Source organism: Castellaniella sp. (assembly GCF_041677825.1).
Lineage (GTDB): Bacteria > Pseudomonadota > Gammaproteobacteria > Burkholderiales > Burkholderiaceae_B > Castellaniella.
The window spans coordinates 22,036-46,884 of sequence record NZ_JBAYPG010000029.1; the positions used below are offsets into that span (position 1 = coordinate 22,036).

The following is a 24,849-nucleotide window of genomic DNA, read 5'->3' on the forward strand; positions in this document are numbered from 1 at the left end:
GCCGCTGACGCCATCGCAGTTCAACGCCTGCTGATGCCACCGCGGTTCAACGCCGGCTGACACCGCTACCGTTCAATAGAGCGACAGCTGCACCGGGGGCGCCCGACCCGTGTCCTCATGCATGGGCACCAGTTTCGAGGCCCGCACACCCAGCAGACGCATGCGCTGATCGAACTGCACGCGCTTCAGGCAGGCACGCGCTGCCTGGTGAATCGCGTCGGCGTCATGCACGGCCTCGCTCAGGGTGTGGTCACGCGTGACGATGGAGAAATCCGCAAAACGCAGCTTGATGCCGATCGTGCCGCTGCGTACCCGCTTGCGCAGCAGGTCGGCGGCCAGCCGTTCGCAGAGCTCGCGCAGGATGGCCGACAGCTGCGCGCGGTCATGGCGCACGTGCAAATCCCGCTCGAAAGTGGTTTCCCGGCTGATGGAACGGGGTTCGGAATGGGTGACCACCGGCCGCTCATCGCGCCCATGCGCCGCAGCCACCATCCAGCGCGCATACGTATGGCCAAAATGCTTTTGCAGCAAGGCCGGATCGGTGTGGGCAAGCTCGGCAATCGTCCGGATGCCCAACCTGGCCAGCCTGCCGGTGGCCTTGGGGCCGATGCCGTTGATGCGGGATACGGGCAGCGGCCAGATACGCTGTTCGAGATCACCTGGCCGAAGAATCGTGATGCCGTCGGGCTTGTCGAGATCGGATGCGATCTTGGAGAGCAATTTGTTGGGCGAAATGCCAATCGAACAGCGCAGGCCCGTCGCCTGGAATACCGCCTGCTTGAGCTGCTGCGCCAGCGCGATGCTGTCTGCCTGCAGGGGCGTGAGGTCGATATAGATTTCGTCGATGCCGCGATCCTCGACCAGCGGCGCGACGCGTGCCACGGCCGCCTTGAACAGCCGCGAATAATGACGGTAGCTGGGAAAATCGACGGGCAGCAGAATGGCATCGGGCGCCAGCCGGGCGGCCTTCATCATGCCCATGGCCGAGTGCACCCCCAATTGCCGGGCTTCGTAGCTGGCCGTGGTGAGCACCCCGCGGCCGACGTAACCCCGCAGCCGGGCATACGCGCCCGGCTCGGGCAAGCGCCCATGGCCGCCGATCACGACCGGCTGGCCCTTGAGATCCGGATAGCGCAACAGCGCCACCGATGCGAAGAACGCATCCATGTCGAGATGGGCAATACGACGGGTTTCGGCGACCATGATCAGGCACTGTATGTATCGCCAGCATTATAGCGACTGCCTGCCATGTTCATGGACGTGGCCAGGCAACACGCGCCCCCCGTCCGTCCTGCCCGGGGGGTGCAGCGATCATCGGGCGGGCGCCGCCGGGCACCAGGCGAGTAAAATGCGCTGCATACCTTCGGGCCCGCCATGGCCCCCACACACTGGAGACTCTCGCTCATGAAACGACGTACCGTGCTACTGACCCTGTCTGCACTCCTGGCCTGCCCCCTGGCCGCCAGCGCCCAGAACTGGCCGACCCAGCCCATCAAGCTGGTGGTGGGTTTCGGCGGCGGATCCACACCCGACATGGTCGCCCGTACACTGGCCGAACCGCTGTCCAAAGAATTGGGCCAGCCGGTCGTGGTCGAGAACAAGCCGGGGGCCAGCGGCAATATTGCCGCCGACCACGTGGCCAAGGCCACTGATGGCCACACGCTGGGGATCGTGATCAATGGCAACCTGACGTCTTCCCAGATGCTGTATCCCGATCTGCCCTACGATCCCCTGAAGGATTTCAGCTATCTCAGCCTGGTCACCACGGCACCGCTGCTGCTGGTCACATCGGCTGACCAGCCCGATGGCGCCGAATTTCTGGCCAAGGCCGTCCAGGAGGGCGATCGCTGGAATTACGGCTCGGTCGGCGTGGGCTCCGTATCCCATCTGGGCATGGAACTGCTCAAGAGTCGCGTGCCGGGCCTCGAAGCGATGCAGGTGCCGTACACGGGCGGCAATCCCGCCGTCGTCACCGCCCTGATCGGCGAACAGGTGCAGATGGCCATGATGCCACCGGGGGTGGCCATGCCCCAGGTCGATGCCGGCCGGCTCAAGGCCATCGGCGTGACATCCGGCGAAAAGAGCGACCTGGTGCCCGGGGTGCCGTCTCTGTCGGATGCCGGGGTCCAGGACTTCAACCTCGAAGTCTGGAACGCGGTCGTGGGCCCGGCCAGCCTGCCAGCCGACGTACAGAAGAAAGTGTCGGACACGATTGTCGAAATCCTGCAACGCCCCGAGATCCGCGAAAAGCTCTTTGCCCAGGGCTGGACCACGGTAGGCACCACGCCCGATGGCATGCGCCAGCGCGTCGAACGCGAAGCGCAATTGCTGGGCGACATCATCCGCGAGCAGAACATCAGCCTGCAATAGGGTACTTCGGCACTGTCACCCGAGGCGCCGGGCCCAGGCGCCTCAGGCGGCCGAGCCCGGGTCGCAGGGTTCGGACAGGCCCACGGTCTCTGGCGATACGGTACTGTAGAACCGCTCGAGAATCGCCAGGATTTCTTCGGCCCGATCCGCGTATTCGAACAGATGCAGATCTTCGTCTGATATATACCCCTCTTCGGCCAGGTGGTCGAAATCCACAGCGCGGTGCCAGAACTCGCGCCCCACGAGCACGACCGGAATCGGGGGCATCTTGCGGGTCTGGATCAGGGTCAGGACCTCGAACAATTCGTCCATCGTGCCATACCCCCCCGGAAAGACCACCAGGCCACGCGCATGCATCAGGAAATGCATCTTGCGCAGCGCGAAATACTGGAACCGGAACGCCAGCTCGGGTGTGATGTACGGATTGGGCGCCTGTTCATGGGGCAGCGTGATGTTCAGACCGATCGAACGTGCGCCGGCATCATGCGCCCCACGGTTTGCAGCCTCCATGATGCCCGGGCCACCGCCCGTCACCACCACGAAATCACAGCGATGTTCCTGCTGGAAACGCAGCGACACCCTGCGGGCGAAATGGCGGGCTTCTTCGTAATGGCGCACTTGCCCGATGCGCCGGCGCGCCATGGCCAGTTCTTGTTGCAGTGCCACGTTGTCCGGCTCGGCCGCCTGGCGCCGCTCGAGCGCATCGAGCTGGCTGCGCGCCGTGGCTGCATCATGGACCCGGGCGCTGCCAAAGACCACGATGGTCGAGCGCACGCCCTGATCTTCGAGGATGCGATCCGGCTTGATCAGCTCGAGCTGGAAACGCAGGGGGCGCAGATCATCCTGAGCCAGCAGGGCCATGTCTTCATAGGCCAAGCGGTAAGATGGGGACTCGAGAATGGCGCGCAAGCGTTCGTCGATCTCTGGGGATGGGTTCATCGTGGATCCGGAAGGTGGCAAAGCAGGCCGGCACAGGCTGTGGATACAGGCCCGAAACCCGTCAGGATACCACCTGGCCGTGTGTGGGTATCATGACATGCCAGCCCAGGCGCTGATGAAGCTGGTCGGCCAGGGCCTGCCCTGCGGCGGGCTCGCCGTGCACCACGTACGTCTGCGCCGGCGCCCGCTTGAAGGCCGCTGCCCAGTTCAACAGGGCGGCCTGATCGGCATGGGCGGACAGGCCATCGATGCGGCGGATCGCAGCGCGCACCGGAATGGTCTCACCGAACAGCCGGACCTGATCAGCACCATCCACCAGGCGCCGCCCGAGCGTGCCTTCGGCCTGGAAGCCGGGGATCAGCACGCTGCACTCGGGGCGCGCCAGATTGTGGCGCAGATGATGCCGGATACGCCCTGCATCGCACATGCCGCTGGCCGAAATGATGATGACACCCGAACGCACCTGATTGAGCGCCATGGATTCTTCCACGCTGGCCGTGAAATACAGGGCCGGCATGTCGGCTGCACATGCACGCCATTGCACCAGTTCGCGTGTTGGCTCGTCGAACAGATCAAGATGGCGGTACGTGAGGTGCGTCGCTTCGGTGGCCATGGGTGAATCGACGAACACCTTCAGGTTCTTCAGCCGCCCATCGCAGGTCAGCCGGTGCAGGAGATACAGCATCTGCTGCGTGCGACCCACTGCAAACGCCGGAATGATCACATTGCCGCCCTGTTCGAACAGCGTGCGCTGGATGACCTCGACCATTTCGTTCTCGGTCTCGGCCAGGGGCGGATGCAGGCGATCGCCGTAGGTCGACTCCATGATCAGGAGATCGGCCTCATCGATCACTGCGGGATCGCGCACAATGGGACGGTTGGGCTGGCCCAGATCACCGCTGAACACGAGCTTGGTGGTCCGGCCGTATTCGGTGATCCAGAGCTCTATGATGGCCGAACCAATGATGTGCCCGGCATCGCGGAAACGGCACTGGATGCCCTCGGCAGGCGAGAAGCGCTGGTCGTATTCGATGCTTCGGGTCAGTTTCAGGCTGGCCTGGGCATCCCTGAGGGTATACAGCGGCGGGCGCGTGCGGCGGTCGCCAAAGCGGCGGGCGTTGCGTGCTGCATCGGTTTCCTGGATATGTGCGCTATCGGGCAGCATGACGCCGAGCAGATCGATCGTGGCCGCGGTGGAATGGATGGGCCCCCTGAAGCCGTCACGGACCAGCTTGGGCAAAAGCCCGCTGTGATCGACATGAGCGTGGGTCAGCAACACGAAGTCGATGCCCGCTGGCGCGAAATCAAACGGCCGGTGGTTCCTGGTGAGCGCCTCGCGCCCGCCCTGGAACAGGCCACAATCCACCAGAAAGCGCACACCAGCCGCCTCCATCAGGAAACAGGACCCCGTCACCTCGCCGGCCGCCCCCAGGAAACTCAGCTTCATCGTCGTATATGCCCCACGCGTCGATCGACATGGAATAGTAAGCCACGACAAAAAAACATGCCCCCAGCGTGGCTCATGCGGATCCCGTGCCGCCGGGGCCATCGTCAAGCACCTCGAGCGCCTCGGGCCCGCCACGCAGGCAGGCCGTGGCGCGACGCGCAAGCAGTGATTCACGGCGGATGAAATCGGCGATCTCGGGCGTGGCAGGATGATGGTGCAGGCCATAGGGCGTATCCCACTGCGCCAGACACTGGCATTGCATGATCCCGATGCGGTCGGCAATGGCAAAGGCCTCGGCCTGGTTGTGCGTGACCACCAGTGCCGTGCGCCCGGCCGACTTCAGGATGTCGCGCAGCTCGTACGCGAGCTTTTCGCGTGCATCCACATCCAGATTGGAAAACGGTTCATCCAGCAGCAGCAGGTCCGGCTCCGGCGCCAGCGCGCGGGCCAGCGCCACCCGCTGCTGCTGCCCACCCGACAGTTCATGCGGATAGCGATCCCCAAGCGCCCGCAGGCCAACCAGTTCGAGCATTCGGTCGACGCACGCCTCGCGTGGCCCAGCGGCCATGCGTCGCAAACCAAAAGCCACGTTCTGCCGGATGCTCAGATGGGGGAACAGCGCATAATCCTGAAACATCATGCCGACCCGCCGGTGCTCCGGTGCGACCTGCGCGCCCGGGCTGGAGACCAGCCGCCCCGCTACGCGAATCGCGCCCTCATCGAGCGGCTCAAAACCTGCGATGGCACGCAGGACAGTGGTCTTGCCACACCCCGATGCGCCCAGCAGGCAGGCGATCTGCCCGGCCGCCAGATCCAGGCTGAGCCCCTGTATCACGTGCTGGCGGGCCCGGGCCACAGGATAACTGACAGAAATTCGATCCAGTTCAAGCATGATGTCCATGATGCGTCTGTTGTTGCAGGCGTGCAAGGGCGATGAGCGGGACCAGCCCGGCCAGGACGATGCCGAGGGCCGCGATCGCCCCTTCTTCGTACGTTCCACGGGCGGCCTCGCCATATAGCCAGGTGGCCAGCGTCTCGAAATTCATGGGCCGCAGCAACAGCGTCGCCGACAGTTCCTTCATGCTGTCCACGAACACCAGCAGCGCAGCCGTGGCCAGAGCCGGCTTGAGCAAAGGCAGATGCACACGACGCAGGGTGCCGTTCAATGTTTCGTTCAGCAGGCGGGCCGCCTGTTCCATGGACGGCGCAACCCGCATCAGACCGGCTTCTATACTGCCCACCGAAATGGTCAGGAAGCGGATGGCATAGGCGACCGCCAGCACCAGTGGGGAGCCCATCAGGACCAGGCGCATGGACTCGAGCCCCAGGTGATCACGCAACCAGGCGAGCCCATGATCCATGGCAGTGACAGGAAACAGCAGGCCGATGGCCAGTACAGTACCCGGCAGCGCATAGCCCAGCGTCGCCAGGCGCGGCAGTGCCCGCTGCCAGGGCTGTGGCCGCACCATGATGTGCGCGCTCCAGGCGACCACCAGGCCCAGAAACAACGTGATCAGCATCGCCACCAGACTGATGCCCACGGTGTTCAAACCCGCATGCAGCAATTGTGCGGACGGTGGCCCTTCCTGCAGGAGGCGGCCGACCGTCTGTTCGAGCAGATAGGCCGCGGGCACCAGGAAACCCACCACGATGGGTGCGGCAGCCAGCAAGGCGGCCAGCCAGGCGGCGGCACCGTGCAGGGGCCTGGGCTGCAGCGGATGGGCCCGCCGGCCCGCCGAATAGCGCAGCCGCCGGCGCCCCTGGCGCTCGGCAGCGATGAGCGCGATCACCAGGCACAACATCAGCAGGGCGATCTGTGCAGCACCCGCCAGATCGGACCGACTGATCCACGTCGTATAGACGGACACCGTCAAGGTCTGGATGCCGAGGAATTCGGAGGCACCGATGTCATTCAGGGTCTCGAGCAGTACGAGACTCAGCCCGACAGCCAGCGCCGGGCGCGCCAGCGGCAGGACCACCCGGAAAAAAGTGCTGCGCGGGCCATGGCCCAGCAGCCGCGACGCTTCAATCAAGCTGGCCGCCTGGGTGGCGAACATGCTGCGTGTCGTGAGGTAGACGTAGGGATACAGCACGAAGCCCATCAGAAGAATGGCGCCCGGAAGATTGCGCAGATCAGGCAGGCGGAAATCGCGCGGGCTGTCGTAACCCAGCACCCAGCGCACTGCACCCTGCACCGGGCCAATCGGGTGGAGGATATCCAGATAAGCGTAGGCCACGATGTAAGTGGGTACCGCCAGCGGCAACATCAGTGCCCATGACAAGGTGGTACGCCCCGGGAAGTCATAGGCCGTCACCAGCCAGGCCCCGCCCACGCCCAGGGCCGCGCTGAGTACGCCGACACCCGCCAGCAGGATCACCGTCTGCACGAACGCATGTGGCAGTACGTGATCCAGCAGATGTGTCCAGTGCCCAGGTGAGCCCTGGACAGCCAGCACCAGCAGGGAGAGCACCGGCGCCAGCACGGCGAGACCCGCCAGCAGCATCCCCGAATGCCACAGGCGGGCCTGCTGGCGCGAACTCCACGACAAGCGGATCAATGCATTCTGCCTCGCATGCGCTTATTGGTTGAGGCCCACCTTGTCGACCAGTTCGCTGGCCTGCTTGCGATGCCGGGCAATCTCGGTCAGGGGCAGCGTGTCGACCTGCAGAACGCCAAAGCTGGCAACGACCGGGTCCAAGGCCACGCCCGCCTTGACCGGATACTCGTAATTGGCCCGGGCATAGAGGCTCTGGGCCTCGTCGGACACCAGGTATTCGAGCAACTGCACGGCCTGTTCCGGATGTGGCGCATGGCGCGCCACGGCAGCCCCCGAGATATTCACGTGCGTGCCGCCGGACGCCTTGAACGTGGGCCGGACCACATCGATCGCCTCACCCCAGCGATACGCGTCGGTACCGGGCTCGGCGTTCTTCATGCGCCCGACATAGTACGCATTGGCGATACCGATGTCGCACAGCCCCCCCAGGATGTCGCGTGCCACATCCCGATCCCCGCCAGTGGCCGGGCGCCCCAGATTGGCCTTGACGCCACGCAGCCAGGCTTCGGTGGCTTCAAGCCCATTGTGGGCGATGAATGCCGCAATCAGGGCTGTATTGTAGGGATGCTGCCCGGAGCGGATGCAGACCTTGCCGCGCCGTTGCGGATCGGCCACCTCTTCGTAGTGCAAGGCCCCCACATCCAGATCCTTGGCCACATAGGCCACCCGGTCGCGCAACGACAGGGTGTACCAATGGCCATCCTCGCCACGCAGATGGGCCGGTATGGCCGCATCGAGCGTCTCGGAACGGATGGCCTGCGTGACACCGCCATCCACCAGATCCAGCAGATTGCCGATATCCACCGTCATCAGCACATCGGCCGGCGATTGCCCGCCTTCGGCCCGCACGCGTTCGTAGAGGCCATCCTTGACGAAGACCGTATTGACCTCGACGCCGGTGTCCTGCGTGAAGGCATCCAGCAAGGGCTGGATGAGCCTGGGCTCACGCGTCGTGTACAGATTCACCTCGGCGGCCATGGCGCCGGACGCAGCCAGCAGCGTCAGCCCGATGGACAGCCCGCCCAGCGGTCTGAGGCGTTGCAGCAGGGATGCACAGAAAAGACTCATGAAGCCCCCGAAAATCGAATCATTGAATGAGAATGAGTATCAAACAGAGTGCGATGGGAGATTAACCGAGACATCTGCACAAGTAAAGTGATCATTGACCGGCAGCAAGGCCATGAACGCCGGGCGGTGGACACGGGCGATGCGCTCGCGTGCGGTGATATGCGCCCGCGTACGGTGGTCACGGCATGCAGGACCGCCAAAGCAGGATGGGCCGCAAATGCTCCGACGCCGCCATGCGCAGATTCATCTCAGGGTTTATACCTATATTCACATATGCGGCAGGGTTGGAGTTTTATATATATAATGCAAATCCTTATCATTACCATTTAGATACTGACCATGAAACGTATCGTCCAGTCTGCTGCCCTGGGGCTCACCCTGGTACTGGCGGCCGCAAGCGCGCAGGCCTTCCAGCTCGAACACCACGACGGCGTCCTCGAGCTCGACACGGCGCCAGGCCGACTGGTCAGCTACGACCTGGGTGTTCTGGACACCCTCGATACGCTGGGCATCCCGGTCGTGGGTGTACCCAGATCCGCCTACCAGGGCAGCCTGACCCAATACAACGATGCGCCGCTCGTGGGTACATTGTTCGAGCCCGATCAGGACGCACTGCGCCGCCTCGAACCCGATCTGATCTTCGCCGGCCGGCGTTCGCTGCCCGCGATCCCCGCGCTGAAAGACCTGGCACCGACGGTCCACTATGTGGACCCCGATCGCCCATTCCTGGAGGCCCTGCGCAGCGACACCATGGCCCTCGCGCGGGCATTCGGCAAAGAGGATCAGGCCGACGAGGCGCTCCTGGCCATCGAGCGCAACGTGCACACCCTGCATGAGGGCAACCGGGGGAAGACCGCTGCGTTTCTCTTCGTGATCCAGGACAACGTCATTGCCCATGCCCCGGGCGATCGCTTCGGCTACGCCTACGAGCTGACAGGGCTGGAGTCCGTCCTGCCCGCGAATGAGCACGGCAGCGCACCGGCGGCACCCCGTCCACAGCCTGGTTCCCCAGAACACAAGGCGGCTCAGGCGGAACGAGCCCGGATCATCCATGCAGTGGCCCAGGCCGACCCCGACTGGCTGATCGTGCTGGACAGGGGCGCCATCAACAATGGCGAGAAGACCGCCGCACGCACCCTGTCCGCGCATCCCGAACTCAGCCAGACCCGCGCCTTTCGCAATGGCCATGTGTATTACGCGGACCCCAATGGGTGGTATGTGGTCACGGGTGGACTGAGCAATCTCCAGCAGATCACCGATGACTTGCTGGCCACCATGAAACCAGACCAGCCGTAATGCAGCCCCTCGATTGAAGCCGCGGGCGACAGCGAGCGCCACGGTGTTCCTGATCCCCGACTTCCGACTGAAAGGACCTTCCCATGCAGCCCCTGCCCGATCACCCACCTTCGACCCAATTGCCCCTTGCCCTGGCGGCTGCCGTGCTCTCGAGCTGTGCGGCCACGGCGGCGGCACAGTCCACCGACAGCGCCCCAGTCAAGCAGCTGGACAATATCGTGGTCACCGCCAGCGGGTTCGAGCAGATGGTGGAAGATGCACCGGCATCCATTACCGTCATACCGCGCGAGGAACTGGAAAAGAAAGCCTATCGGGACGTGACCGACGCGCTCAGGGATGTACCGGGCGTGGTGGTCACGGGGGGTGGGAGTTCGAGCGACATCAGCATACGCGGCATGGCGCCCGCCTATACCATGATCCTGATCGATGGCAAGCGCCAGAATACCCGCGAGACACGCCCGAACTCGGATGGCCCGGGTATTGAACAGGGCTGGCTGCCGCCCGTCCAGGCGATCGAGCGCATCGAAGTCGTGCGCGGCCCGATGTCATCCCTGTATGGCTCCGATGCCATGGGCGGCGTGATCAACATCATCACCCGCAAGGTCCCCAAGGCGTGGACCGGCAGCGCGCGCACCGAAGCCACCATCCAGAGCCATTCCGAGTCGGGCAACATCTATCAGGGGAACGTCTATCTGGCCGGCCCGATCGTCGAGGACAGGCTCGGCCTCCAGTTCTACGGCCAGAAATCGCGGCGCGAGGAAGACAAGTTCCTGTATGGCTTCAACAAGCAGGACACCACATCGGGCACAGTGAAACTGGCGCTGACCCCGAACAATGACCACGACATCACGCTCGAGGCATCGCGCACCCTGCAGGAGCGCCTCGCTACGCCCGGCAAGTCGGCGGTACTGGTACTGCCCAACGGTCGGCCCGCGGACGTCTCGCAGACCAAATATACCCGCAACCGCTACGCCCTCTCGCATGTGGGCCGCTGGGGTCAGGTCACCTCGAACAGCTATATCCAGCGCGACGACACCAGCAATCCGTCACGCGACATGTACCTGAAGAACACCGAGTTCAACACCCAGTGGAACATGCCGATCGGCAATCACGTGCTCAGCATCGGCGGCCAGTACCAGTACGAAAAGCTGGATGATTCGGGCAACCAGTTCAACCCCGCCGTCAGCAACCTGACCCGCTACCAGTGGGCCTTGTTTGCCGAGGATGAATGGTTCATCACCGATGATTTCTCCCTGACGGCCGGCCTGCGCATGACGCGCGATGAAAACTATGGCACGCACTGGACACCTCGCCTGTATGGCGTCTGGCATGCCACGGACAACCTGAGCATCAAGGGCGGCATCTCGACAGGCTTCAAGGCCCCGAGCCTGCGCCAGGCGGTAGCCGACTGGGGTCAGATCACGGGCGGTGCAGGTGCGGCCATACCCAGCGTCATCCTGGGCAATCCCGACCTGAAACCCGAAAAAAGCGTGAGCCAGGAACTCGGCATCGTCTGGGACAGCCGGGCAGGCTGGGTCAGCAGCCTGACATTCTTCAATACCGACTTCAAGGACAAGATCTCTGAAACGCGGCTCTGCCCCACGCCCGACAACCCCGGCCCCTGCGTGGTGGGTGGCGAAACATACAACTTCATCAGCAACCGCATCAACGTCGACCGCGCGAACATCCGCGGCATCGAGGCCACCACGACGTGGAGCGTACGCGACGACCTGCGCCTGACGGCCAACTACACCTACACCCATTCGAAGCAACTGAGCGGCCCGTTCGAAGGCCAGCCGCTCAACAAGATGCCCAGGCACATGTTCAATGCCGGGCTGGACTGGGATGCAACAGCCCGCCTCGGCGTATGGTCGCGCCTCAATTACCGTGGCAGGACATCGGATTACCTGAGCCGCACATCCATGGCCGAGGGCACGCCCTCATTCACTTTCGTCGATCTTGGCGTGAACTACAGGCTGACCAAGAACCTGGAAGCGGGCGTGGCGGTCTACAACCTGTTCGACAAACGGGTCACCAGCGAAACGTACGAATCCGTATATGACGGACGCCGCTACTGGGCGCACCTGACCGCGAGCTTCTGAACCTGCAGGCCCGCCGGGCACCGGGGGACAGGCCGGCGCCCGGCGCGCACACGGACAGCCGGCCAGGCCGTCATCCAAACAGTTCGGCGGCCTTGCGTACCACGGCGTACAACGTGACCAGAAACCCCAGCCCGAGCAGGATGATCCCGGGGTTTCGATCGCGCAGGCCAAAGCCGATGAAGGTGGCGATCACGCCAACAATGAAAATGATCAGAAGCGTGTTGTTATGAAAAAACATGGAAAGCCGCCTGTCTGAGTGCACTGCCCAAGGGCGCTGATGCGACTTCTGCAACCCCGGCCGTATCTGCCCCGAGCCAGCAGCCGCCGCCCGAAGCAGATGCGGGCACCGGTGATGGGATCACCCTGATGGAATCACCCGTATCGTAGCTCAATGCACACCCGCATGGCACCCGCTGCCCACACGCCATCAGGGCATGCGGTACTCCGGGCTCAGCATGTCATTGGTGACGACACTGAGCGGATCAAAGGGCTTGTCCAGCCCCACCAGCGTATTCACCAGTTCATAGTCGCGCTGGACCCGGTCCATGTCGAACGCCCCGAGCGCCACCGTGGTCGAGGTGTCGTCGCGCATGAGTTCCAGAATGCGGGCCCACTGGTTGCGCTGCGTATCGGCACTCAACCCGCTGACATCGGCCATCAGCGCCTGCAGGCAGGGCTCGAAGGCTTCGACACACTTCGCATACGCTTTCTGGGTGATGCCCACGAAGGTCTTGACGAGTTCGGGATGCTGTTCGAGGTAGCGGTGATTGACCAGCACTGCGTTGCCGTACACGTTGATGCCAATATCCCGCCAGGGCAGAAAGGCGAGATCGTCACCGAATTCCTGCACCTTGAGGTCATGCTCGTTGTAGAAATCGCTGATGATGTCCACACTGCCGGCCTTGAGCGCGGCCACTTTGGCCTGCGGGCTGAGGTTCACGAACTTCACCGAATCGGGCGCAATCCCCACCGCGCTGGCAAAGGCCGGCCACATCTGGCGTGACGCATCGCCAGGCGGGTTGCCGATCTTGCGGCCCGGGAAATCCTTCACATCCCGGATCCCGGAAGATTTCAGCCAGTAGAACCCTTGCGGGCTGTTGGCATAAATGATCATCACGGCATCGAGTGCGGCCCCTTTGCCCATGGCCTGCATGGCCGTGGGGAAATCGGAGATCCCCAAGGCGGCTGCCCCCGCCCCCACCCGTTGGGCGGTGGTGGACGAACCCCGGCCAGCCTCGATTTTCAGCTGAATCCCGGCGTCTTCGTACCAGCCCTGCTGTTTGGCGTAGTAGATGGGGGCGTGATCCGCAGTGGGGGTCCAGTTCAGAACCAGGTCGACCTGCTCTGCGGCGCTGGCAGTCAGGGGTGTCGCAGCGGCCGTCAAGGCCAGAAACAGGGCAAGAAAGGGTGCTTTCACGTTGTGTCTCCGTAGGTGAGTATCGATGCCTGTACTGGCATACAGGCCATGGGTATCCATCATCCATTACAATGAAGCGCACTTATCTTACCAACCGTTTGGTTGATAAACAATGAAAAAAGATCCGGATGACCACTTTGCTTCTGACCAACCCACCACCGGCAGGCCAGACACCAGACGCAGGCGCAACGCGCACGGGCGAACCACCAACGCACGCCAGGCGCTGATCGAATCGGCCATCGGAAATTTTGCCGCCAAGGGGTTCGCTGGCGCCCGTGTCGATGAAATCAGCGCCGAAGCCGGCGTGAACAAGCAACTGGTCTATCATTATTTTTCCAGCAAACAGGGGCTCTATCAGGCGGCGCTGGAACAGGTCTATGTTGAAATCCGCGCCAAGGAAAAAGCCCTGTCGCTGGAAGCCATGGATCCCCGGACGGCCATGCAGCAACTGGTAGGGTTTTCGTTCGATTACCTACAGGATCACCCGGAATTCATCGCACTTCTTGAAGACGAAAACCGCAACCGGGGCCGCTACATCCTCGAATCGGACGAACTTCGCTCGATGCACTCGCCGTTCATCCAGATGCTCCAGGAAACCCTCGACCGGGGCGTGCATGACGGCCAGTTTCCCCCCGGCTATGATGCCATCCACCTCTACATCTCGATCGCCGGGATCTCGTATTTCTTCTTCTCCAACAATCACACCCTGTCAGCCATTTTTGGCCAGCCATTGGATACTGCCGAAGCACGAGCCAAGCGCCGTGCACATGTGATCGCGTTCGTGATGAATGCCCTGCGACCCTGATCGGCCCCCATCTGCCGCTGCATGCTCAGGGATAACCCCGGGAACAGCCAAATTATCAACCAACCAGTTGATTCATTCCGAGCAGCGATCTATGATGAGCTCGACTTTCATCGATCCACAAACCCGCCAGTCATGACCCAGACCATCGCCGCCGCAGCCCAGCCCCCCGCAGGCACCGATTCCATCCAATGGAGGCGCTGGGGCACCACCGTAGGCATTCATCTGATGCTGCTGGTTGCATGGGAAGCGGCCGTGCTCTGGTTCGACATTCCCAGCTTCCTGCTGCCAGCACCGACGGCGATCCTGGCCACGCTGGCCAACACGAATTACAGCTGGTTCGACAATACACTGGTCACGGCCATCGAAATATTCGGCGGCTACGCCCTGGGCGTGGTTCTGGGGATTCTATGTGCGCTCTTGTTCGTCATCAGCCGCTGGCTGATGATGCTCGCATTCCCGCTGCTCGTCACCCTGAACATGATCCCCAAGGTCGCGCTCGGCCCGCTGATCATCGTCTGGTTCAGCTACGGCATTGGGCCGAACATCCTGATCACGTTCAGCCTGTGCTTCTTTCCCATCCTGCTCACCACGATCCGGGGTCTGAATGAATCCGAACCCGAACTGCTCGATCTGGTGCGCGCACTGAAAGGCTCCCGCTGGCAACTATTCTGGTACATCCAGCTGCCCGGCTCACTGCCCTACCTGTTCTCGGGCATGAAAGTCGCCACGATTCTCGCCGTGGCAGGTGCCGTGGTGGGCGAATTCATCGCATCCGATCAAGGCCTGGGCTATCTGATGATACAGGTCCAGTCATCGCTGGATATCGCGGCGGTATTCATGGCCGTTCTGCTCATCACCGGAATCGGGGTACTGCTGTACATGCTGGCCTTGTTGCTGGAACACTTCTTCATCACTCAGGACGCACGGATTCAATGACCATGTCTGATATGCCCCCGTATGACGGCCCCTTTCTGGAAGACCTTTGCCCACCCGAACGTTTCGCCAGCGAGGCCGAACTCGACCAGTACCTGAGTACGCCCTCGCGACGCCTGGTACAGGACCTGGACACGACCGAAGGTGACCTCATGATTCTGGGCGCCGGTGGGAAAATGGGGCCGACACTGGCCCGGTTGGCGCGCAACGCCCTGCCCTCTGGCCGCAAGGTGATCGCCGTGGCACGGTTCAGCGACCCCGCACTCAGGAAAGACCTGGAGCGCTTCGGTATCGAGACCATGGTGTGCGATCTGCTCGATCGGGCCGCCCTGGCACGCCTTCCGATGGCGCCGAACATCATCTTCATGGCCGGCCACAAATTCGGCGCCGGACAGGAAACCGCGCTGACCTGGGCCATGAACAGCCATGTACCAGCCCTGGTGGGCGAAAACTTCCCTCAGTCACGCATCGTGGCATTTTCCACAGCCTGCGTATACCCTTTTGTACCCGTGAACGGCCCAGGCGCCACTGAAGACAGCCCATTGGCCCCACCGGGAGAATACGCGAATTCCTGCGTGGGCCGCGAGCGGCTGCTGCAATATTTCTCACAGCGACACCAGTCGCCAGGCCGCCTGTTCAGGCTCAGCTATGCCATCGACCTGCGCTATGGCGTACTGGCCGATGTGGCCACGAAGGTATGGACGGACCAACCGGTGGATGTCACGATGGGCCACGTCAACGTCATCTGGCAAGGTGACGCCAACGCCCAGGCCCTGCGCTGCCTGGCACACACCACGGTGCCCACCTCCGCGCTCAACGTGAGCGGCCCGGAAACCCTTTCCATCCGCTATCTGGCGGAAGAATTCGGGCGCCGATTCGACCGGCCCGTCCGGCTGACAGGCACCGAGGCCCCCACGGCATGGCTGGTGAATACAGGCCAGGCAGAAAAACTGTTCGGCTATCCGCACATCCCGATCTCGCGCCTGCTCGATTGGACCAGCGACTGGATCCGCCGCGAGCAACGCCTGTATGGCAAACCGACCAAGTTCGAATCGCGCGATGGTCAATATTGAAACTGCGCCGCGCGTCGGGCCGACGCCGGTCTGGCTCGACAAGCTGACCCCGGCCGACATGCAGGGCCTGAACCAACTGGTCGAAGAAAGCCGCTGGAACCAGATCGAGGACGACTGGCGCCTGTTCATGGCGTTCGGGCATATCGCCGTGATCCGCGACGCTGCCGGCCGCATCATCGCCAGCGGTGCCGTCCTGCCCTTCGAGCACGAAACAGCGGCTGAGGAACAGGCCGCTGTCAGGGGGCCCCGAGCGACCGGAATGCCTGCCTGGATCAGCATGATTCTCGTGCACCCGACTCAACGGGGTGAAGGGCTGGGTTCGCTCATATTCCGTCACTGCCTGGCATTCGCCCTGAGCCAGGGCCACATACCCATGCTGGATGCCACCCCGCAGGGCGCCCCGCTGTACCAGCGCCACGGCCTCGAACCGCTCTGGTCGCTGTCACGCTGGGAACGCGCCGGGCCGGCACCGGTTCGAGGATCATCGTTTCCACCCGCCTGCACGCCGCAGCAGGGTCGCCCGCAACCGCAGGACCACCAGGCCCTGGAGCAGTTCGACCGGTCGACACTGGGCCTGTCGCGCGCCCATATCCTGCGGCACCTGCTCGCGCGCCCCGGTTCAGGCTGCATTGTCCAGCCAGATGGCTATGCCCTCGTACGCCGCGGGCGCCTGGCCATGCATATCGGCCCGATCGTATCGCTGGCACCCACGCAGGACGCAGGCCTGGTCGCACAGGCCATCGACATGCCATTTCGCCTGTTCATCGATGTGCCCGACAGCCAGTCGGCGCTGCAGCAACAGCTGCAGGCCGCGGGCTTTGTGCGCCAGCGCGGCTTCACCCGCATGGCAGGGCCAGCGCCGATCCCCTGGCCGAAAGCGGCCCTGCCCACCGTACTGGCGATTGCCGGCCCCGAATACGGCTGATGCCCTCCCGGAGAAATCATGTCACTGCACAGACAAGCGCTCGCCCCTGAACTGTTGTCCATATTGGCGGATGGCGCCGTCATCCCCGCACAACCACTGGCCTTGAATGCCCAGCGGCATTTTGACCGCCGGCGCCAACGCGCGCTCACGCGCTACTATATCGATGCCGGTGCAGGCGGGCTCGCCGTCGGCGTACATACCACGCAGTTCGCCATACGCGAGCATGGGCTCTATGAAACGGTGCTGGAAAGCGCCGTGGTCGACAGCCGCACATGGTCGTCAAGACCGCTGTTCATGATCGCCGGCCTCTGTGGCCCGACCGCACAGGCCCTGCAGGAAGCGCGGTCGGCCGTGCACCTGGGCTACCACGCCGGCCTGCTGAGCCTGGCGGCGCTCGCCGATCGCCCGGAAGACGAATTGCTGGCACATTGCGCAGCCGTTGCCGACGAAATCCCGCTGGTAGGCTTCTATCTGCAGAGCCTGATCGGCGGCCCGGTCCTGTCGAGTGATTTCTGGCGGCGCTTTGCCCTGTTGCCCAATGCGCTGGCTGTAAAGATGGCCCCCTTCAACCGCTATCGCACGCTCGACGTCATGCGCGGCATCGTCGCCGCCGCTGCGGAAGACCGCGTCTATCTGTATACCGGCAACGACGATCATATCGTGCTCGACCTGGCGCTGCCCTTCACCTTCCCGCGCGATGGCGAGATGGTCACTGTACGGGTCCGGGGCGGGCTGCTCGGCCACTGGTCTGTCTGGACCTCGAAAGCCGTCGGGATGCTGCAGCACATCAAGGGCGAGATCGCGGCCGGGGGCGCCCTGTCACCGGATCTGCTGGCGCTCGACTCGCGTGTGACCGACTGCAATGGCGCGTTTTTCGATGTGCGCAACAATTTCCGTGGCTGCATTGCAGGCTGCCATGAAGTCTTGCGCCGCCAAGGCCTGCTTGAAGGCATCTGGTGCCTGGATCCGGATGAGACCCTGGGCCCGGGGCAGGCCGACGAGATCGATCGGGTATATGCCGAGCATCCGGATCTGGCCGATGACGACTTCGTCGCCCGCAATCTCGAACGGTGGCTGTCATGAGCGATTACCCAAAGCCTACGTCCGGGCCAGCTGGTCGAAAAAACAGCGATCGGCCGTTCATCCGCATCGACGGGCTGCGCAAAAGCTATCGCAACAAAGGTCAGGAATCCGTCGCCCTATCGAATGTCACGCTGGATATCCATGCGGGCGACATGGTCTCGCTGGTCGGCCCCTCGGGCTGCGGCAAATCCACCCTGCTGAAAATACTGTCCGGCCTGTACGAGCACGATGGCGGTACGCTCGAGATCCATGCGGATGCGCAACGCAACTTCAATCCCGGCAAGGATGTCGGCATGGTCTTTCAGCAGCCATTGCTGCTGAAATGGCGCAACATCCTGGAAAACGTCATGCTGCCGGCCGACATTCTCGGGCTGCCCCGCAGCGCGGCCCGCGTGCGGGCTCTTGAACTCCTGGACATGGTGGGGCTGGGTGGCCAGGGCAAGAAGATGCCTTATGAGCTCTCGGGCGGCATGCAACAGCGCGCAGCCATTGCCCGGGCCCTGCTGCATGACCCCAGTCTGGTGCTGATGGACGAGCCCTTCGGCGCCCTGGACGCCCTGACTCGCGAAAAAATGAATCTCGAGATGCTGCGCATCTGGGAACAAAGCCACAAGACATTCGTGGTCGTCACCCACAGCATCCAGGAGGCGGTATTCCTGGGTACCCACTGTGCGGTATTGACGGCCGGGCCTGCGCGCATGGCGGATTTCTTTCCGATCGCACTGCCGGCACCGCGCACGCTGCACGTGAAAGCCACAGCTGAATTCACCGCTTACGTGAGCCGGATCTACGACCTGCTGGGCGTGGCCTGACTGCCATCGGGCGCAGTGGGCCGGCCCCGCCCGGTTGCCACACCGGTATCGACAGCCAACCCCGCAAGCTGCCACTCGGGATAGCCGATCGCGAGGCGCTGGGCCTTGAACCCCCGGGCCCTGAGCAAGGCCACGGCCTCGACCGCCAGCACGCAATACGGGCCCCGGCAATAGGCCACGATCTGCTGGTCTCGAGGTAGCCCGGACAATTCGTCACCCAAGGCCCGCAAGGGGATATTGACGGCGCCTGGCAGGTGACCGCTGGCGTATTCGTGTGCCGGCCGGACATCGAGCAGGGTGACGCTGCCCGAGCGCAGTCGAGCGAGCAGTTCCTGCTGCGTGACCGGGGCCAACTGGCCCCGATCGGTGTAATAGTCGTGCATGATCTGGCGCACCTCGGCACGATTGCGCTCGGCCAGGGTACCCAGTGCCTGCAGCAGCGCAACGACCTGCCGCGCGTTGTCGAGGCTGTACAGGACATGCTTGCCCTGGCGTTCGGCCACCACCAGCCGTGCACGCCGCAGGATCTGCAGATGCCGCGACGTATTGGCAAATGACAGTTCGCAAAGCCCGGCCAGTTCTTCCACGCTGCGCGGGGCTTGTGCAAGGCGTTCGAGCAATTCGAGCCGGTGTGGATGCGCCACGGCGTGGGCCATGCCGGCCAGATGGGCAAGAACGGCCTGCTTGGGGCCGCCGGACGGCCCCTTGGCGATGGACGGATCAGCAGGGTTCATGGCCATACAGTAACCCAAACCCTGTTTATATTCAATCATTAACGTGTATAATTGAATGAATCGTTGTTACCCAACCGGCAGCGGACGGCGATAGTCGCCAGGCCCGCCAGCCGTGACGGCTACCAAAGTAGGCTCACATGAACACGCTCCACACGACCCCTGCGGGTCAGCCATCCAGGGTGCAGGCGGCGGGCTGGCTGCAGCACTTTCCGATCGCGCTGTTTGCTTCTGTCCTGGGCCTGGCAGGCCTGTCCATTGCCTGGATGAAGGCACAGCATGTCCTGGGCGCGCCCGCCCTGGTGTCCGAAGCCATACGCGGGTTCGCCACAGTCGTCTGGTTCACGCTGCTGGGCCTTTATCTCGTCAAATGGGCCCGCTTTCCTGCAGCCGTGGAAGAAGAGCGCAGCCATCCCGTCAAGCTCAACTTCTTTGCGGCCATTTCGATCGGCCTGCTCCTGCTGGCCATCGTCTGGACCCCTTCCGCACCGCGCCTGGCCTACTGGATGTGGGTCGCGGGGGCCGTTGCGCACCTGCTGTTCACGCTCATGACCATCAGCGTCTGGCTGTTCCGGCCTCCGTTCCAGATCCAGCACCTGACCGCGGCCTGGTTCATCCCCACCGTGGGCAACATCATCGTGCCCATCGCCGGCGTACAGTATGCACCTGCAGACATCAGCTGGTTCTTCTTCAGCGTGGGGATCGTTTTCTGGCTGATCCTGATGACCGTACTCTTCTACCGCCTGTTCTTTCACGAGTCACTGCCGGGCAAGCTGCAGCCCACGCTGTTCATCCTCATCGCGCCGCCGGCCGTGGGCTACCTGGCCTACATCGCCCTGGGCGGCAGCGGTGTGGATGCCTTCGCGCGCATCCTGTATTTCACGGCGCTGTTTCTCACGCTGCTGCTGGCCATTCAGATCCGGCGCTTCCTGCGCATCCCCTTCTTCCTGTCGGCCTGGGGCTACTCGTTCCCGTTGGCCGCCATCACCATTGCCACACTCGAAATGGGCGCGCAAAGCGGCCTGGCGTTTTACCGGCTGCTGGGCAGTGGCCTGCTGGCGATAGCCAGCGCGGTCATTGCCCTGCTGCTCGTCAAGACCGTGCAGGCGCTGGTACTGGGCAGGGTGTTCGTGCCCGATTGAGCCGCCGTTCGTGACGGCTGCGCTCAATAAGGGGGCACCAGGCGACGTACGCGACACCACCACACCACGTGCTGCCGTGCGGATACTTGCGGCACTGGTTCCTGGGCCTGCACCGCCACTGGCCGCGGCCACCCGGCTGCCCGCCTGGCTGCCGACACCGGGGCCGTGGTGTGGCCGCAGGACGTCGGGGCGCTTCAGGCGCACCGACTTCCGTGCGAAGCCCGGTTGAGTGGATCCGGCCCCTAGTTGAGGCGCATCACGAACGGGTTGCCGGGCGGCTGCGTGGAGTTGTTGATCCAGACCGTCTTGGGCTGCAGATAGGCCTTGATCATTTCCTGCCCGTTTTCACGGCCCAGACCGCTGTCCTTGTAGCCGCCAAACGGTGCCATGAAATTGACCGCACGGTACGTATTGATCCATACCGTACCCGCCTGCAGGGCCTTGGACATGCGAAACGCGCGCGGCATGTCCTGGGTCCAGACCCCGGCCGCCAGCCCGTAGCGAGAACCGTTGGCGATCTGCACGGCCTCGGCCTCGTCTTCGAACGGAATCACGGCCAGCACCGGCCCGAAGACTTCCCGCTGCGCCAGCACCGACGCGTTGTCGACCGCCGTGAAGATGGTGGGTTCCACAAACAGCCCGCCACTGGGATGCTCGAGTGCCTTCCCGCCCCAGAACACCTCGGCCCCTTCTTCACGCGCCTCATTGATGCATGTGAGGACCTTGTCGTATTGCGGCCGATTGGCAATCGGGCCGATCTGGGTCTCGGGATCGAACGGATCGCCGATGCGCACACCCTGCATCATGTTGCGCAGTTTCTCGAGGAACTGATCATGCACGGAACGTTGCAGCAACAGGCGCGAACCCGCAATGCAGGTCTGCCCGGCCGCTGCAAAAATGCCCGAGGCAACACCCGCCAGGGCCGCATCCAGATCGGCATCCGCGAATACGATATTGGGCGATTTGCCCCCGAGTTCGAGGGTGACTTTCTTGAGCATGCCAGCGGCCGCCTGGTTGATGGCCTTGCCCGCGCCGTCCGACCCGGTGAAGGCCACCTTGGCCACATCGGGATGCGCGACCAGGGGCGCCCCTGTGCGCTGGCCCGTGCCGCAGACCACGTTGACCACACCCGGGGGAAAGCCGGCCTGTTCGAAGAGTTCGGCAAAGGCCAGGGTGGACGTGCTGGTGAATTCGGAAGGCTTGACCACAAAGGTATTGCCGGCCGCGAGGCCGGGCGCGATCTTCCAGGTGAGCAGCAGCAGGGGCGAGTTCCAGGCCGTGATGGCCGCCACCACCCCCAGGGGCTCCCAGGATGTGTAGACGAACTGATCTGCCTTGTCGATCGGCAGCACGGCCCCTTCGACCTTGTCGGCCAGGCCGGCATAATAGTAGAACCATTGCGGAATCGTGCGCAGCTGCAGCAGCATCTCGTTGAGCAATTTGCCGTTGTCACGCACTTCGAGTTCGGCCAGGCGCTGCGCGTTTTCGGTGATCAGATCACCCATGCGGCGCAGCAGGGCCCCGCGTGCGGTAGCCGACAGCCCCGCCCAGGCGGGTGATTCAAAGGCCTGCCGTGCCGCGGCCACCGCCTTGTCCACATCGGCTGGCCCGCTATCCGGGATTTCGCACCAGTTTTCGTTCTTGTATGGATCCAGGCTGGGCATCCACTGACCCGACACGGGCGGCGTGGACACCCCCCCGATCAGATTGTTGAATCGCTGCATGTAATGATCTCCATTGAGGTACAGGTACAGGGTTCAGAATACTCTTTTTCTTTGCACCCTGGCCTGTCGGCTGGCTGACCAGCGACCCCGTGATCAGGAGGGCATCGCCGTCGCCGGCGATGCGGCACGAGCCCGCCTGATCCTGATCACGGGGCGCACCAGAACGGCAGCCACCGCGGGCCCCACGGCCAGCACCAGCATCAATGCAAGCGCCGCGTGCTGGGTCCCGGCAAGCCCACCCGGCTCGGTCAACCCGGCGGCATTGGTCACCATGCCGCCGATGGCCGCCCCCAGGGCCAGTGCGTACAGCTGGACCGTGATGATGGCCGCTGACGCGATGTTTTCCTGGCCCTTGGGCGAATCATGAAACAGTTGCGTCAGCAAGTGGGGCCAGATCACCCCGATCCCCAGGCCGACCCCGAACAGCAGCACGCCAGCCCCCGTGGCCAGTGGCAACAGGTCCGAGGGCTGATACAGTGGCAGAACGAACGCCAGCCCGAGCAGCGACACGGTCGTCAGCACCGGACCCACCTGCATGAAGCGATTGGTCGCCGGCAATGCACGACTCGAACTGATGATGGAGCCCGTGGACCAGCCCGCCGACATCAGAACCATGAAATAGCCTGCCGCCAGGGGCGAAAACCCCTGGATGATCTGCAGGAAATACGGAATGAAGATCTCGGCGGTCATGACCAGGCTCAGCAAGGCCATGCAGGCATACAGGCTGCCCAGGTGCCCCCCGAGGCGATAGGCGCCCTTGGGCATCAGGGGTGTGGCCGACCTGTAGTCGATGCGGGCAATGTGCACGGTGATGAGGGCACCGGCGAGCACCCCCAGAATGCTCCAGATCAGCTGATCGGACAGGCTGGCCACGGACACCAGCAGAACCGCCACGACCATCCATGCCAACTGGCCCGTCGGTACGCGCACGGGCACGCTGCTGCGTTCGGTATCGCGCGCCCCGACCTGCGTGATGACCAGCACGGCCAGGCCGGCGCTGACCAGTATGACCGACCAGAACGCCCAGCGCCAGGCCCCGGCTTCGGCGAAGATCCCCCCTACGGCCGGCCCGATGAACGTGGCCACCCCCCACATGCTGGAGAGCAGGGCCATGGCCCTGGGCCACAGGCGTTCCGGAAAGAGAATCCGGGTGCTCGAATAGCTCAGGCCCAGCAGCATCCCGCCGCCAAAGCCCTGCAAGGTACGCCCCAGGATCATCCAGCCCATGAACGGGGCCGTGGCACAGACCGCGGTGGCCACCGAGAACAGCGCAATGGCCACCAGAAAGGAACGCCGCAGGCCGGCATCGTTGATGGCCTTTGGCGTCACTGCCGAGCCGACGATGGACGCCACGACGAACAGCGTCATGTTCCAGGCGTAGTACTCCAGACCGCCGATATCGGCCACCACCGACGGCAGCACAGTGGCCACGATATACACATTGACCGCATGCAGCGCGACCCCACCGGCCAGGGCCAGGGAACGCAAGCCATTGCGGCCCGACAACAGCTCGGACCACGAGCCGGATGCTTGCTGGGACACTTCACAACCAAAACTTTGCAGGACAGCGTGCAATATAGCACTATGGATTTTGCCGAACTTCGATGTCATGGCCCAGGCGGTTCACATGGCTCATGAGCGACCGCTGCGCGCTTCGGTCGCCTCAAGCCCGGCATGCAGCTTGCCGAGCACAGCGTCGACCTCGACATAGCGGATATTGCGCTTACCAAACATCTGAAGCAGGTGCTGGCGCCGTTGGATATGCGGTTGCGGGCTCACTTCGTTGTGGCAGTCTCCGAGGTGCTGTCGATGGCGGAGACGCGGCTTCCTGGCGGGGGCCACTTGCTTTACACTAAGCCTATCCACAAGGGATTTTTCTATGAGCACAACACTTTCACCTATTGTTTCGGAATTCGAAACTGAAGAACAAGCGGCCAGCCATGACCGCTGGTTTCGTGCGAAAGTGCAAGCCAGCCGTGATGACCCTCGTCCCAGCGTGCCTCATGACGAGGCCATGGCGCGCATTCGTCAAAAACTTGCGGCCAAGGTGGCGGATCAAGAAAAAACAGCTGCCAGGTCGCGTAGTCGTGACGTTTAAACAGTCGGTATAACAATACCAAGAACCGGACTGTCATGCTACCTATCATCTGGAGTGCAGCCGCACTTGATGACCTCGATAACATCATCGATTACATTGCCGATCATGACGGGCAGGCTGCCATCGCCATGCATGATCTGATCGAAAGTTCGGTGTTGCCAGCCTCGGAATATCCTTATCTCTACAAGTCGGGTCGTGTGTCTTAAAGTGGACCCATGTGTCAAGACAGATTTCACTGGGGTTTAAGCTAAGTCCGTTGCTTCGATTGCAGCTGCCCGGCGCTGCCCCGTGGTGACCGAACTGGACGGTGTTCCGGCCCGGTCAAA

The 24,849-nt window shown here is 63.3% G+C and carries 24 protein-coding genes; 13 read left to right on the forward strand and 11 right to left on the reverse strand.

The genetic code is table 11. The annotated features are described in order from the left end of the window. Positions 1–72 precede the first annotated feature (72 nt). Positions 73–1,203: a DNA polymerase IV gene (gene dinB, locus WCY17_RS11905; RefSeq protein WP_372702407.1), complete on the reverse strand. Its 1,131-nt coding sequence runs from the start codon at positions 1,201–1,203 to the stop codon at positions 73–75. Between the two features lie 201 nt (positions 1,204–1,404). On the opposite strand from dinB, the gene WCY17_RS11910 reads away from it, so the two are divergent. Further along, positions 1,405–2,370, forward strand: coding sequence for a Bug family tripartite tricarboxylate transporter substrate binding protein (locus tag WCY17_RS11910; RefSeq protein ID WP_372702408.1), 966 nt, complete (start codon positions 1,405–1,407; stop codon positions 2,368–2,370). A 42-nt stretch (positions 2,371–2,412) separates the two neighbouring features. Here the strand turns inward: WCY17_RS11910 and WCY17_RS11915 are convergent, their stop codons facing one another. The 5 genes from WCY17_RS11915 to WCY17_RS11935 all read right to left on the reverse strand — a co-directional run bounded on the left by WCY17_RS11915 (position 2,413) and on the right by WCY17_RS11935 (position 8,382). Continuing rightward, positions 2,413–3,309, reverse strand: coding sequence for a TIGR00730 family Rossman fold protein (locus WCY17_RS11915; RefSeq protein WP_372702409.1), 897 nt, complete (start codon positions 3,307–3,309; stop codon positions 2,413–2,415). A gap of 61 nt (positions 3,310–3,370) precedes the next feature. Continuing rightward, positions 3,371–4,756, reverse strand: a complete 1,386-nt coding sequence (locus WCY17_RS11920) for an MBL fold metallo-hydrolase RNA specificity domain-containing protein (RefSeq protein WP_372702410.1) — start codon at positions 4,754–4,756, stop codon at positions 3,371–3,373. Positions 4,757–4,829: 73 nt separating this feature from the next. Next, complete coding sequence (locus WCY17_RS11925; RefSeq protein WP_372702411.1) at positions 4,830–5,657, reverse strand: ABC transporter ATP-binding protein; 828 nt, start codon at positions 5,655–5,657, stop codon at positions 4,830–4,832. Continuing rightward, the gene (locus tag WCY17_RS11930; RefSeq protein WP_372702431.1) at positions 5,641–7,260 is read right to left on the reverse strand and encodes an ABC transporter permease; all 1,620 of its coding nucleotides are present in this window, start codon (positions 7,258–7,260) and stop codon (positions 5,641–5,643) included. The genes WCY17_RS11925 and WCY17_RS11930 overlap by 17 nt, the downstream gene beginning before the upstream one ends. A 75-nt stretch (positions 7,261–7,335) precedes the next feature. Beyond that, the gene (locus WCY17_RS11935; protein ID WP_372702412.1) at positions 7,336–8,382 is read right to left on the reverse strand and encodes an extracellular solute-binding protein; all 1,047 of its coding nucleotides are present in this window, start codon (positions 8,380–8,382) and stop codon (positions 7,336–7,338) included. Between the two features lie 339 nt (positions 8,383–8,721). On the opposite strand from WCY17_RS11935, the gene WCY17_RS11940 reads away from it, so the two are divergent. Next, entirely contained in the window at positions 8,722–9,678 is a 957-nt protein-coding gene (locus WCY17_RS11940) for an ABC transporter substrate-binding protein (RefSeq protein ID WP_372702413.1), read from the forward strand. 83 nt (positions 9,679–9,761) lie between these two features. Further along, entirely contained in the window at positions 9,762–11,780 is a 2,019-nt protein-coding gene (locus tag WCY17_RS11945; protein WP_372702414.1) for a ligand-gated channel protein, read from the forward strand. Positions 11,781–11,850: 70 nt separating this feature from the next. On the opposite strand, the gene WCY17_RS11950 is transcribed toward WCY17_RS11945, so the two are convergent. Both WCY17_RS11950 and WCY17_RS11955 read right to left on the reverse strand, forming a co-directional pair. Continuing rightward, positions 11,851–12,018 (reverse strand): hypothetical protein, encoded by a 168-nt coding sequence (locus WCY17_RS11950; RefSeq protein WP_372702415.1) that lies wholly within the window; start codon positions 12,016–12,018, stop codon positions 11,851–11,853. Between the two features lie 189 nt (positions 12,019–12,207). Continuing rightward, positions 12,208–13,197 carry an ABC transporter substrate-binding protein gene (locus tag WCY17_RS11955; protein ID WP_372702416.1) on the reverse strand — a complete coding sequence of 330 codons (990 nt, stop codon included), beginning with the start codon at positions 13,195–13,197 and terminating at the stop codon, positions 12,208–12,210. Positions 13,198–13,309: 112 nt separating this feature from the next. Here WCY17_RS11955 and WCY17_RS11960 point away from each other — a divergent pair, with 112 nt between their 5' ends. The 6 genes from WCY17_RS11960 (at position 13,310) to WCY17_RS11985 (ending at position 18,828) form a co-directional block, all read left to right on the forward strand. After that, positions 13,310–14,002 (forward strand): TetR family transcriptional regulator, encoded by a 693-nt coding sequence (locus WCY17_RS11960; RefSeq protein ID WP_372702417.1) that lies wholly within the window; start codon positions 13,310–13,312, stop codon positions 14,000–14,002. 132 nt (positions 14,003–14,134) lie between these two features. Beyond that, positions 14,135–14,938: an ABC transporter permease gene (locus tag WCY17_RS11965; RefSeq protein WP_372702418.1), complete on the forward strand. Its 804-nt coding sequence runs from the start codon at positions 14,135–14,137 to the stop codon at positions 14,936–14,938. Between the two features lie 2 nt (positions 14,939–14,940). Beyond that, positions 14,941–16,008: an NAD-dependent epimerase/dehydratase family protein gene (locus WCY17_RS11970; RefSeq protein WP_372702419.1), complete on the forward strand. Its 1,068-nt coding sequence runs from the start codon at positions 14,941–14,943 to the stop codon at positions 16,006–16,008. Then, positions 15,995–16,933, forward strand: a complete 939-nt coding sequence (locus WCY17_RS11975; protein ID WP_372702420.1) for a GNAT family N-acetyltransferase — start codon at positions 15,995–15,997, stop codon at positions 16,931–16,933. Before WCY17_RS11970 ends, WCY17_RS11975 begins: the two co-directional genes overlap by 14 nt. A gap of 18 nt (positions 16,934–16,951) precedes the next feature. Next, positions 16,952–18,016, forward strand: a complete 1,065-nt coding sequence (locus WCY17_RS11980; protein ID WP_372702421.1) for a dihydrodipicolinate synthase family protein — start codon at positions 16,952–16,954, stop codon at positions 18,014–18,016. Beyond that, on the forward strand, positions 18,013–18,828 hold the full coding sequence (locus WCY17_RS11985) for an ABC transporter ATP-binding protein (RefSeq protein WP_372702422.1): 816 nt from the start codon (positions 18,013–18,015) through the stop codon (positions 18,826–18,828). Before WCY17_RS11980 ends, WCY17_RS11985 begins: the two co-directional genes overlap by 4 nt. Here WCY17_RS11985 and WCY17_RS11990 read toward each other — a convergent pair. Beyond that, positions 18,804–19,562 (reverse strand): ArsR/SmtB family transcription factor, encoded by a 759-nt coding sequence (locus WCY17_RS11990; protein ID WP_372702423.1) that lies wholly within the window; start codon positions 19,560–19,562, stop codon positions 18,804–18,806. The genes WCY17_RS11985 and WCY17_RS11990 overlap by 25 nt on opposite strands. 137 nt (positions 19,563–19,699) lie before the next feature. Here WCY17_RS11990 and WCY17_RS11995 point away from each other — a divergent pair, with 137 nt between their 5' ends. Continuing rightward, positions 19,700–20,701, forward strand: a complete 1,002-nt coding sequence (locus WCY17_RS11995; protein ID WP_372702424.1) for an SLAC1 anion channel family protein — start codon at positions 19,700–19,702, stop codon at positions 20,699–20,701. Positions 20,702–20,943: 242 nt separating this feature from the next. Here the strand turns inward: WCY17_RS11995 and WCY17_RS12000 are convergent, their stop codons facing one another. After that, positions 20,944–22,425 carry an aldehyde dehydrogenase gene (locus WCY17_RS12000; protein WP_372702425.1) on the reverse strand — a complete coding sequence of 494 codons (1,482 nt, stop codon included), beginning with the start codon at positions 22,423–22,425 and terminating at the stop codon, positions 20,944–20,946. Positions 22,426–22,518: 93 nt separating this feature from the next. Continuing rightward, positions 22,519–23,967 (reverse strand): MFS transporter, encoded by a 1,449-nt coding sequence (locus WCY17_RS12005; protein WP_372702426.1) that lies wholly within the window; start codon positions 23,965–23,967, stop codon positions 22,519–22,521. Between the two features lie 132 nt (positions 23,968–24,099). On the opposite strand from WCY17_RS12005, the gene WCY17_RS12010 reads away from it, so the two are divergent. From WCY17_RS12010 to WCY17_RS12020, 3 genes are read left to right on the forward strand one after another with little or no spacing between them, the layout of a single operon-like run. Beyond that, positions 24,100–24,348, forward strand: coding sequence for a JAB domain-containing protein (locus tag WCY17_RS12010; RefSeq protein ID WP_372702427.1), 249 nt, complete (start codon positions 24,100–24,102; stop codon positions 24,346–24,348). Further along, positions 24,305–24,523 (forward strand): stability determinant, encoded by a 219-nt coding sequence (locus WCY17_RS12015; protein WP_372702428.1) that lies wholly within the window; start codon positions 24,305–24,307, stop codon positions 24,521–24,523. Before WCY17_RS12010 ends, WCY17_RS12015 begins: the two co-directional genes overlap by 44 nt. A 35-nt stretch (positions 24,524–24,558) precedes the next feature. Continuing rightward, entirely contained in the window at positions 24,559–24,729 is a 171-nt protein-coding gene (locus tag WCY17_RS12020) for a type II toxin-antitoxin system RelE/ParE family toxin (RefSeq protein ID WP_372702429.1), read from the forward strand. Positions 24,730–24,849 lie beyond the last annotated feature (120 nt).

Bases quoted from the DNA above. Each gene is read 5' to 3' on its own strand.
- WCY17_RS11970 (WP_372702419.1), top strand. From the start codon at position 14,941: ATGTCTGATATGCCCCCGTATGACGGCCCCTTTCTGGAAGACCTTTGC.
- WCY17_RS11990 (WP_372702423.1), bottom strand. From the start codon at position 19,562: ATGAACCCTGCTGATCCGTCCATCGCCAAGGGGCCGTCCGGCGGCCCC.
- WCY17_RS11965 (WP_372702418.1), top strand. From the start codon at position 14,135: ATGACCCAGACCATCGCCGCCGCAGCCCAGCCCCCCGCAGGCACCGAT.
- WCY17_RS11910 (WP_372702408.1), top strand. From the start codon at position 1,405: ATGAAACGACGTACCGTGCTACTGACCCTGTCTGCACTCCTGGCCTGC.
- WCY17_RS11915 (WP_372702409.1), bottom strand. From the start codon at position 3,309: ATGAACCCATCCCCAGAGATCGACGAACGCTTGCGCGCCATTCTCGAG.
- WCY17_RS11935 (WP_372702412.1), bottom strand. From the start codon at position 8,382: ATGAGTCTTTTCTGTGCATCCCTGCTGCAACGCCTCAGACCGCTGGGC.
- WCY17_RS11930 (WP_372702431.1), bottom strand. From the start codon at position 7,260: ATGCTGCTGGCGGGTCTCGCCGTGCTGGCGCCGGTGCTCTCCCTGCTG.
- WCY17_RS11995 (WP_372702424.1), top strand. From the start codon at position 19,700: ATGAACACGCTCCACACGACCCCTGCGGGTCAGCCATCCAGGGTGCAG.
- WCY17_RS11920 (WP_372702410.1), bottom strand. From the start codon at position 4,756: ATGAAGCTGAGTTTCCTGGGGGCGGCCGGCGAGGTGACGGGGTCCTGT.
- WCY17_RS11985 (WP_372702422.1), top strand. From the start codon at position 18,013: ATGAGCGATTACCCAAAGCCTACGTCCGGGCCAGCTGGTCGAAAAAAC.
- WCY17_RS11945 (WP_372702414.1), top strand. From the start codon at position 9,762: ATGCAGCCCCTGCCCGATCACCCACCTTCGACCCAATTGCCCCTTGCC.
- WCY17_RS12020 (WP_372702429.1), top strand. From the start codon at position 24,559: ATGCTACCTATCATCTGGAGTGCAGCCGCACTTGATGACCTCGATAAC.
- WCY17_RS11950 (WP_372702415.1), bottom strand. From the start codon at position 12,018: ATGTTTTTTCATAACAACACGCTTCTGATCATTTTCATTGTTGGCGTG.
- WCY17_RS11975 (WP_372702420.1), top strand. From the start codon at position 15,995: ATGGTCAATATTGAAACTGCGCCGCGCGTCGGGCCGACGCCGGTCTGG.
- WCY17_RS12015 (WP_372702428.1), top strand. From the start codon at position 24,305: ATGAGCACAACACTTTCACCTATTGTTTCGGAATTCGAAACTGAAGAA.
- WCY17_RS11925 (WP_372702411.1), bottom strand. From the start codon at position 5,657: ATGGACATCATGCTTGAACTGGATCGAATTTCTGTCAGTTATCCTGTG.
- WCY17_RS11940 (WP_372702413.1), top strand. From the start codon at position 8,722: ATGAAACGTATCGTCCAGTCTGCTGCCCTGGGGCTCACCCTGGTACTG.
- WCY17_RS11980 (WP_372702421.1), top strand. From the start codon at position 16,952: ATGTCACTGCACAGACAAGCGCTCGCCCCTGAACTGTTGTCCATATTG.
- WCY17_RS12010 (WP_372702427.1), top strand. From the start codon at position 24,100: ATGCAGCTTGCCGAGCACAGCGTCGACCTCGACATAGCGGATATTGCG.
- WCY17_RS11960 (WP_372702417.1), top strand. From the start codon at position 13,310: ATGAAAAAAGATCCGGATGACCACTTTGCTTCTGACCAACCCACCACC.
- WCY17_RS12000 (WP_372702425.1), bottom strand. From the start codon at position 22,425: ATGCAGCGATTCAACAATCTGATCGGGGGGGTGTCCACGCCGCCCGTG.
- dinB (WP_372702407.1), bottom strand. From the start codon at position 1,203: ATGGTCGCCGAAACCCGTCGTATTGCCCATCTCGACATGGATGCGTTC.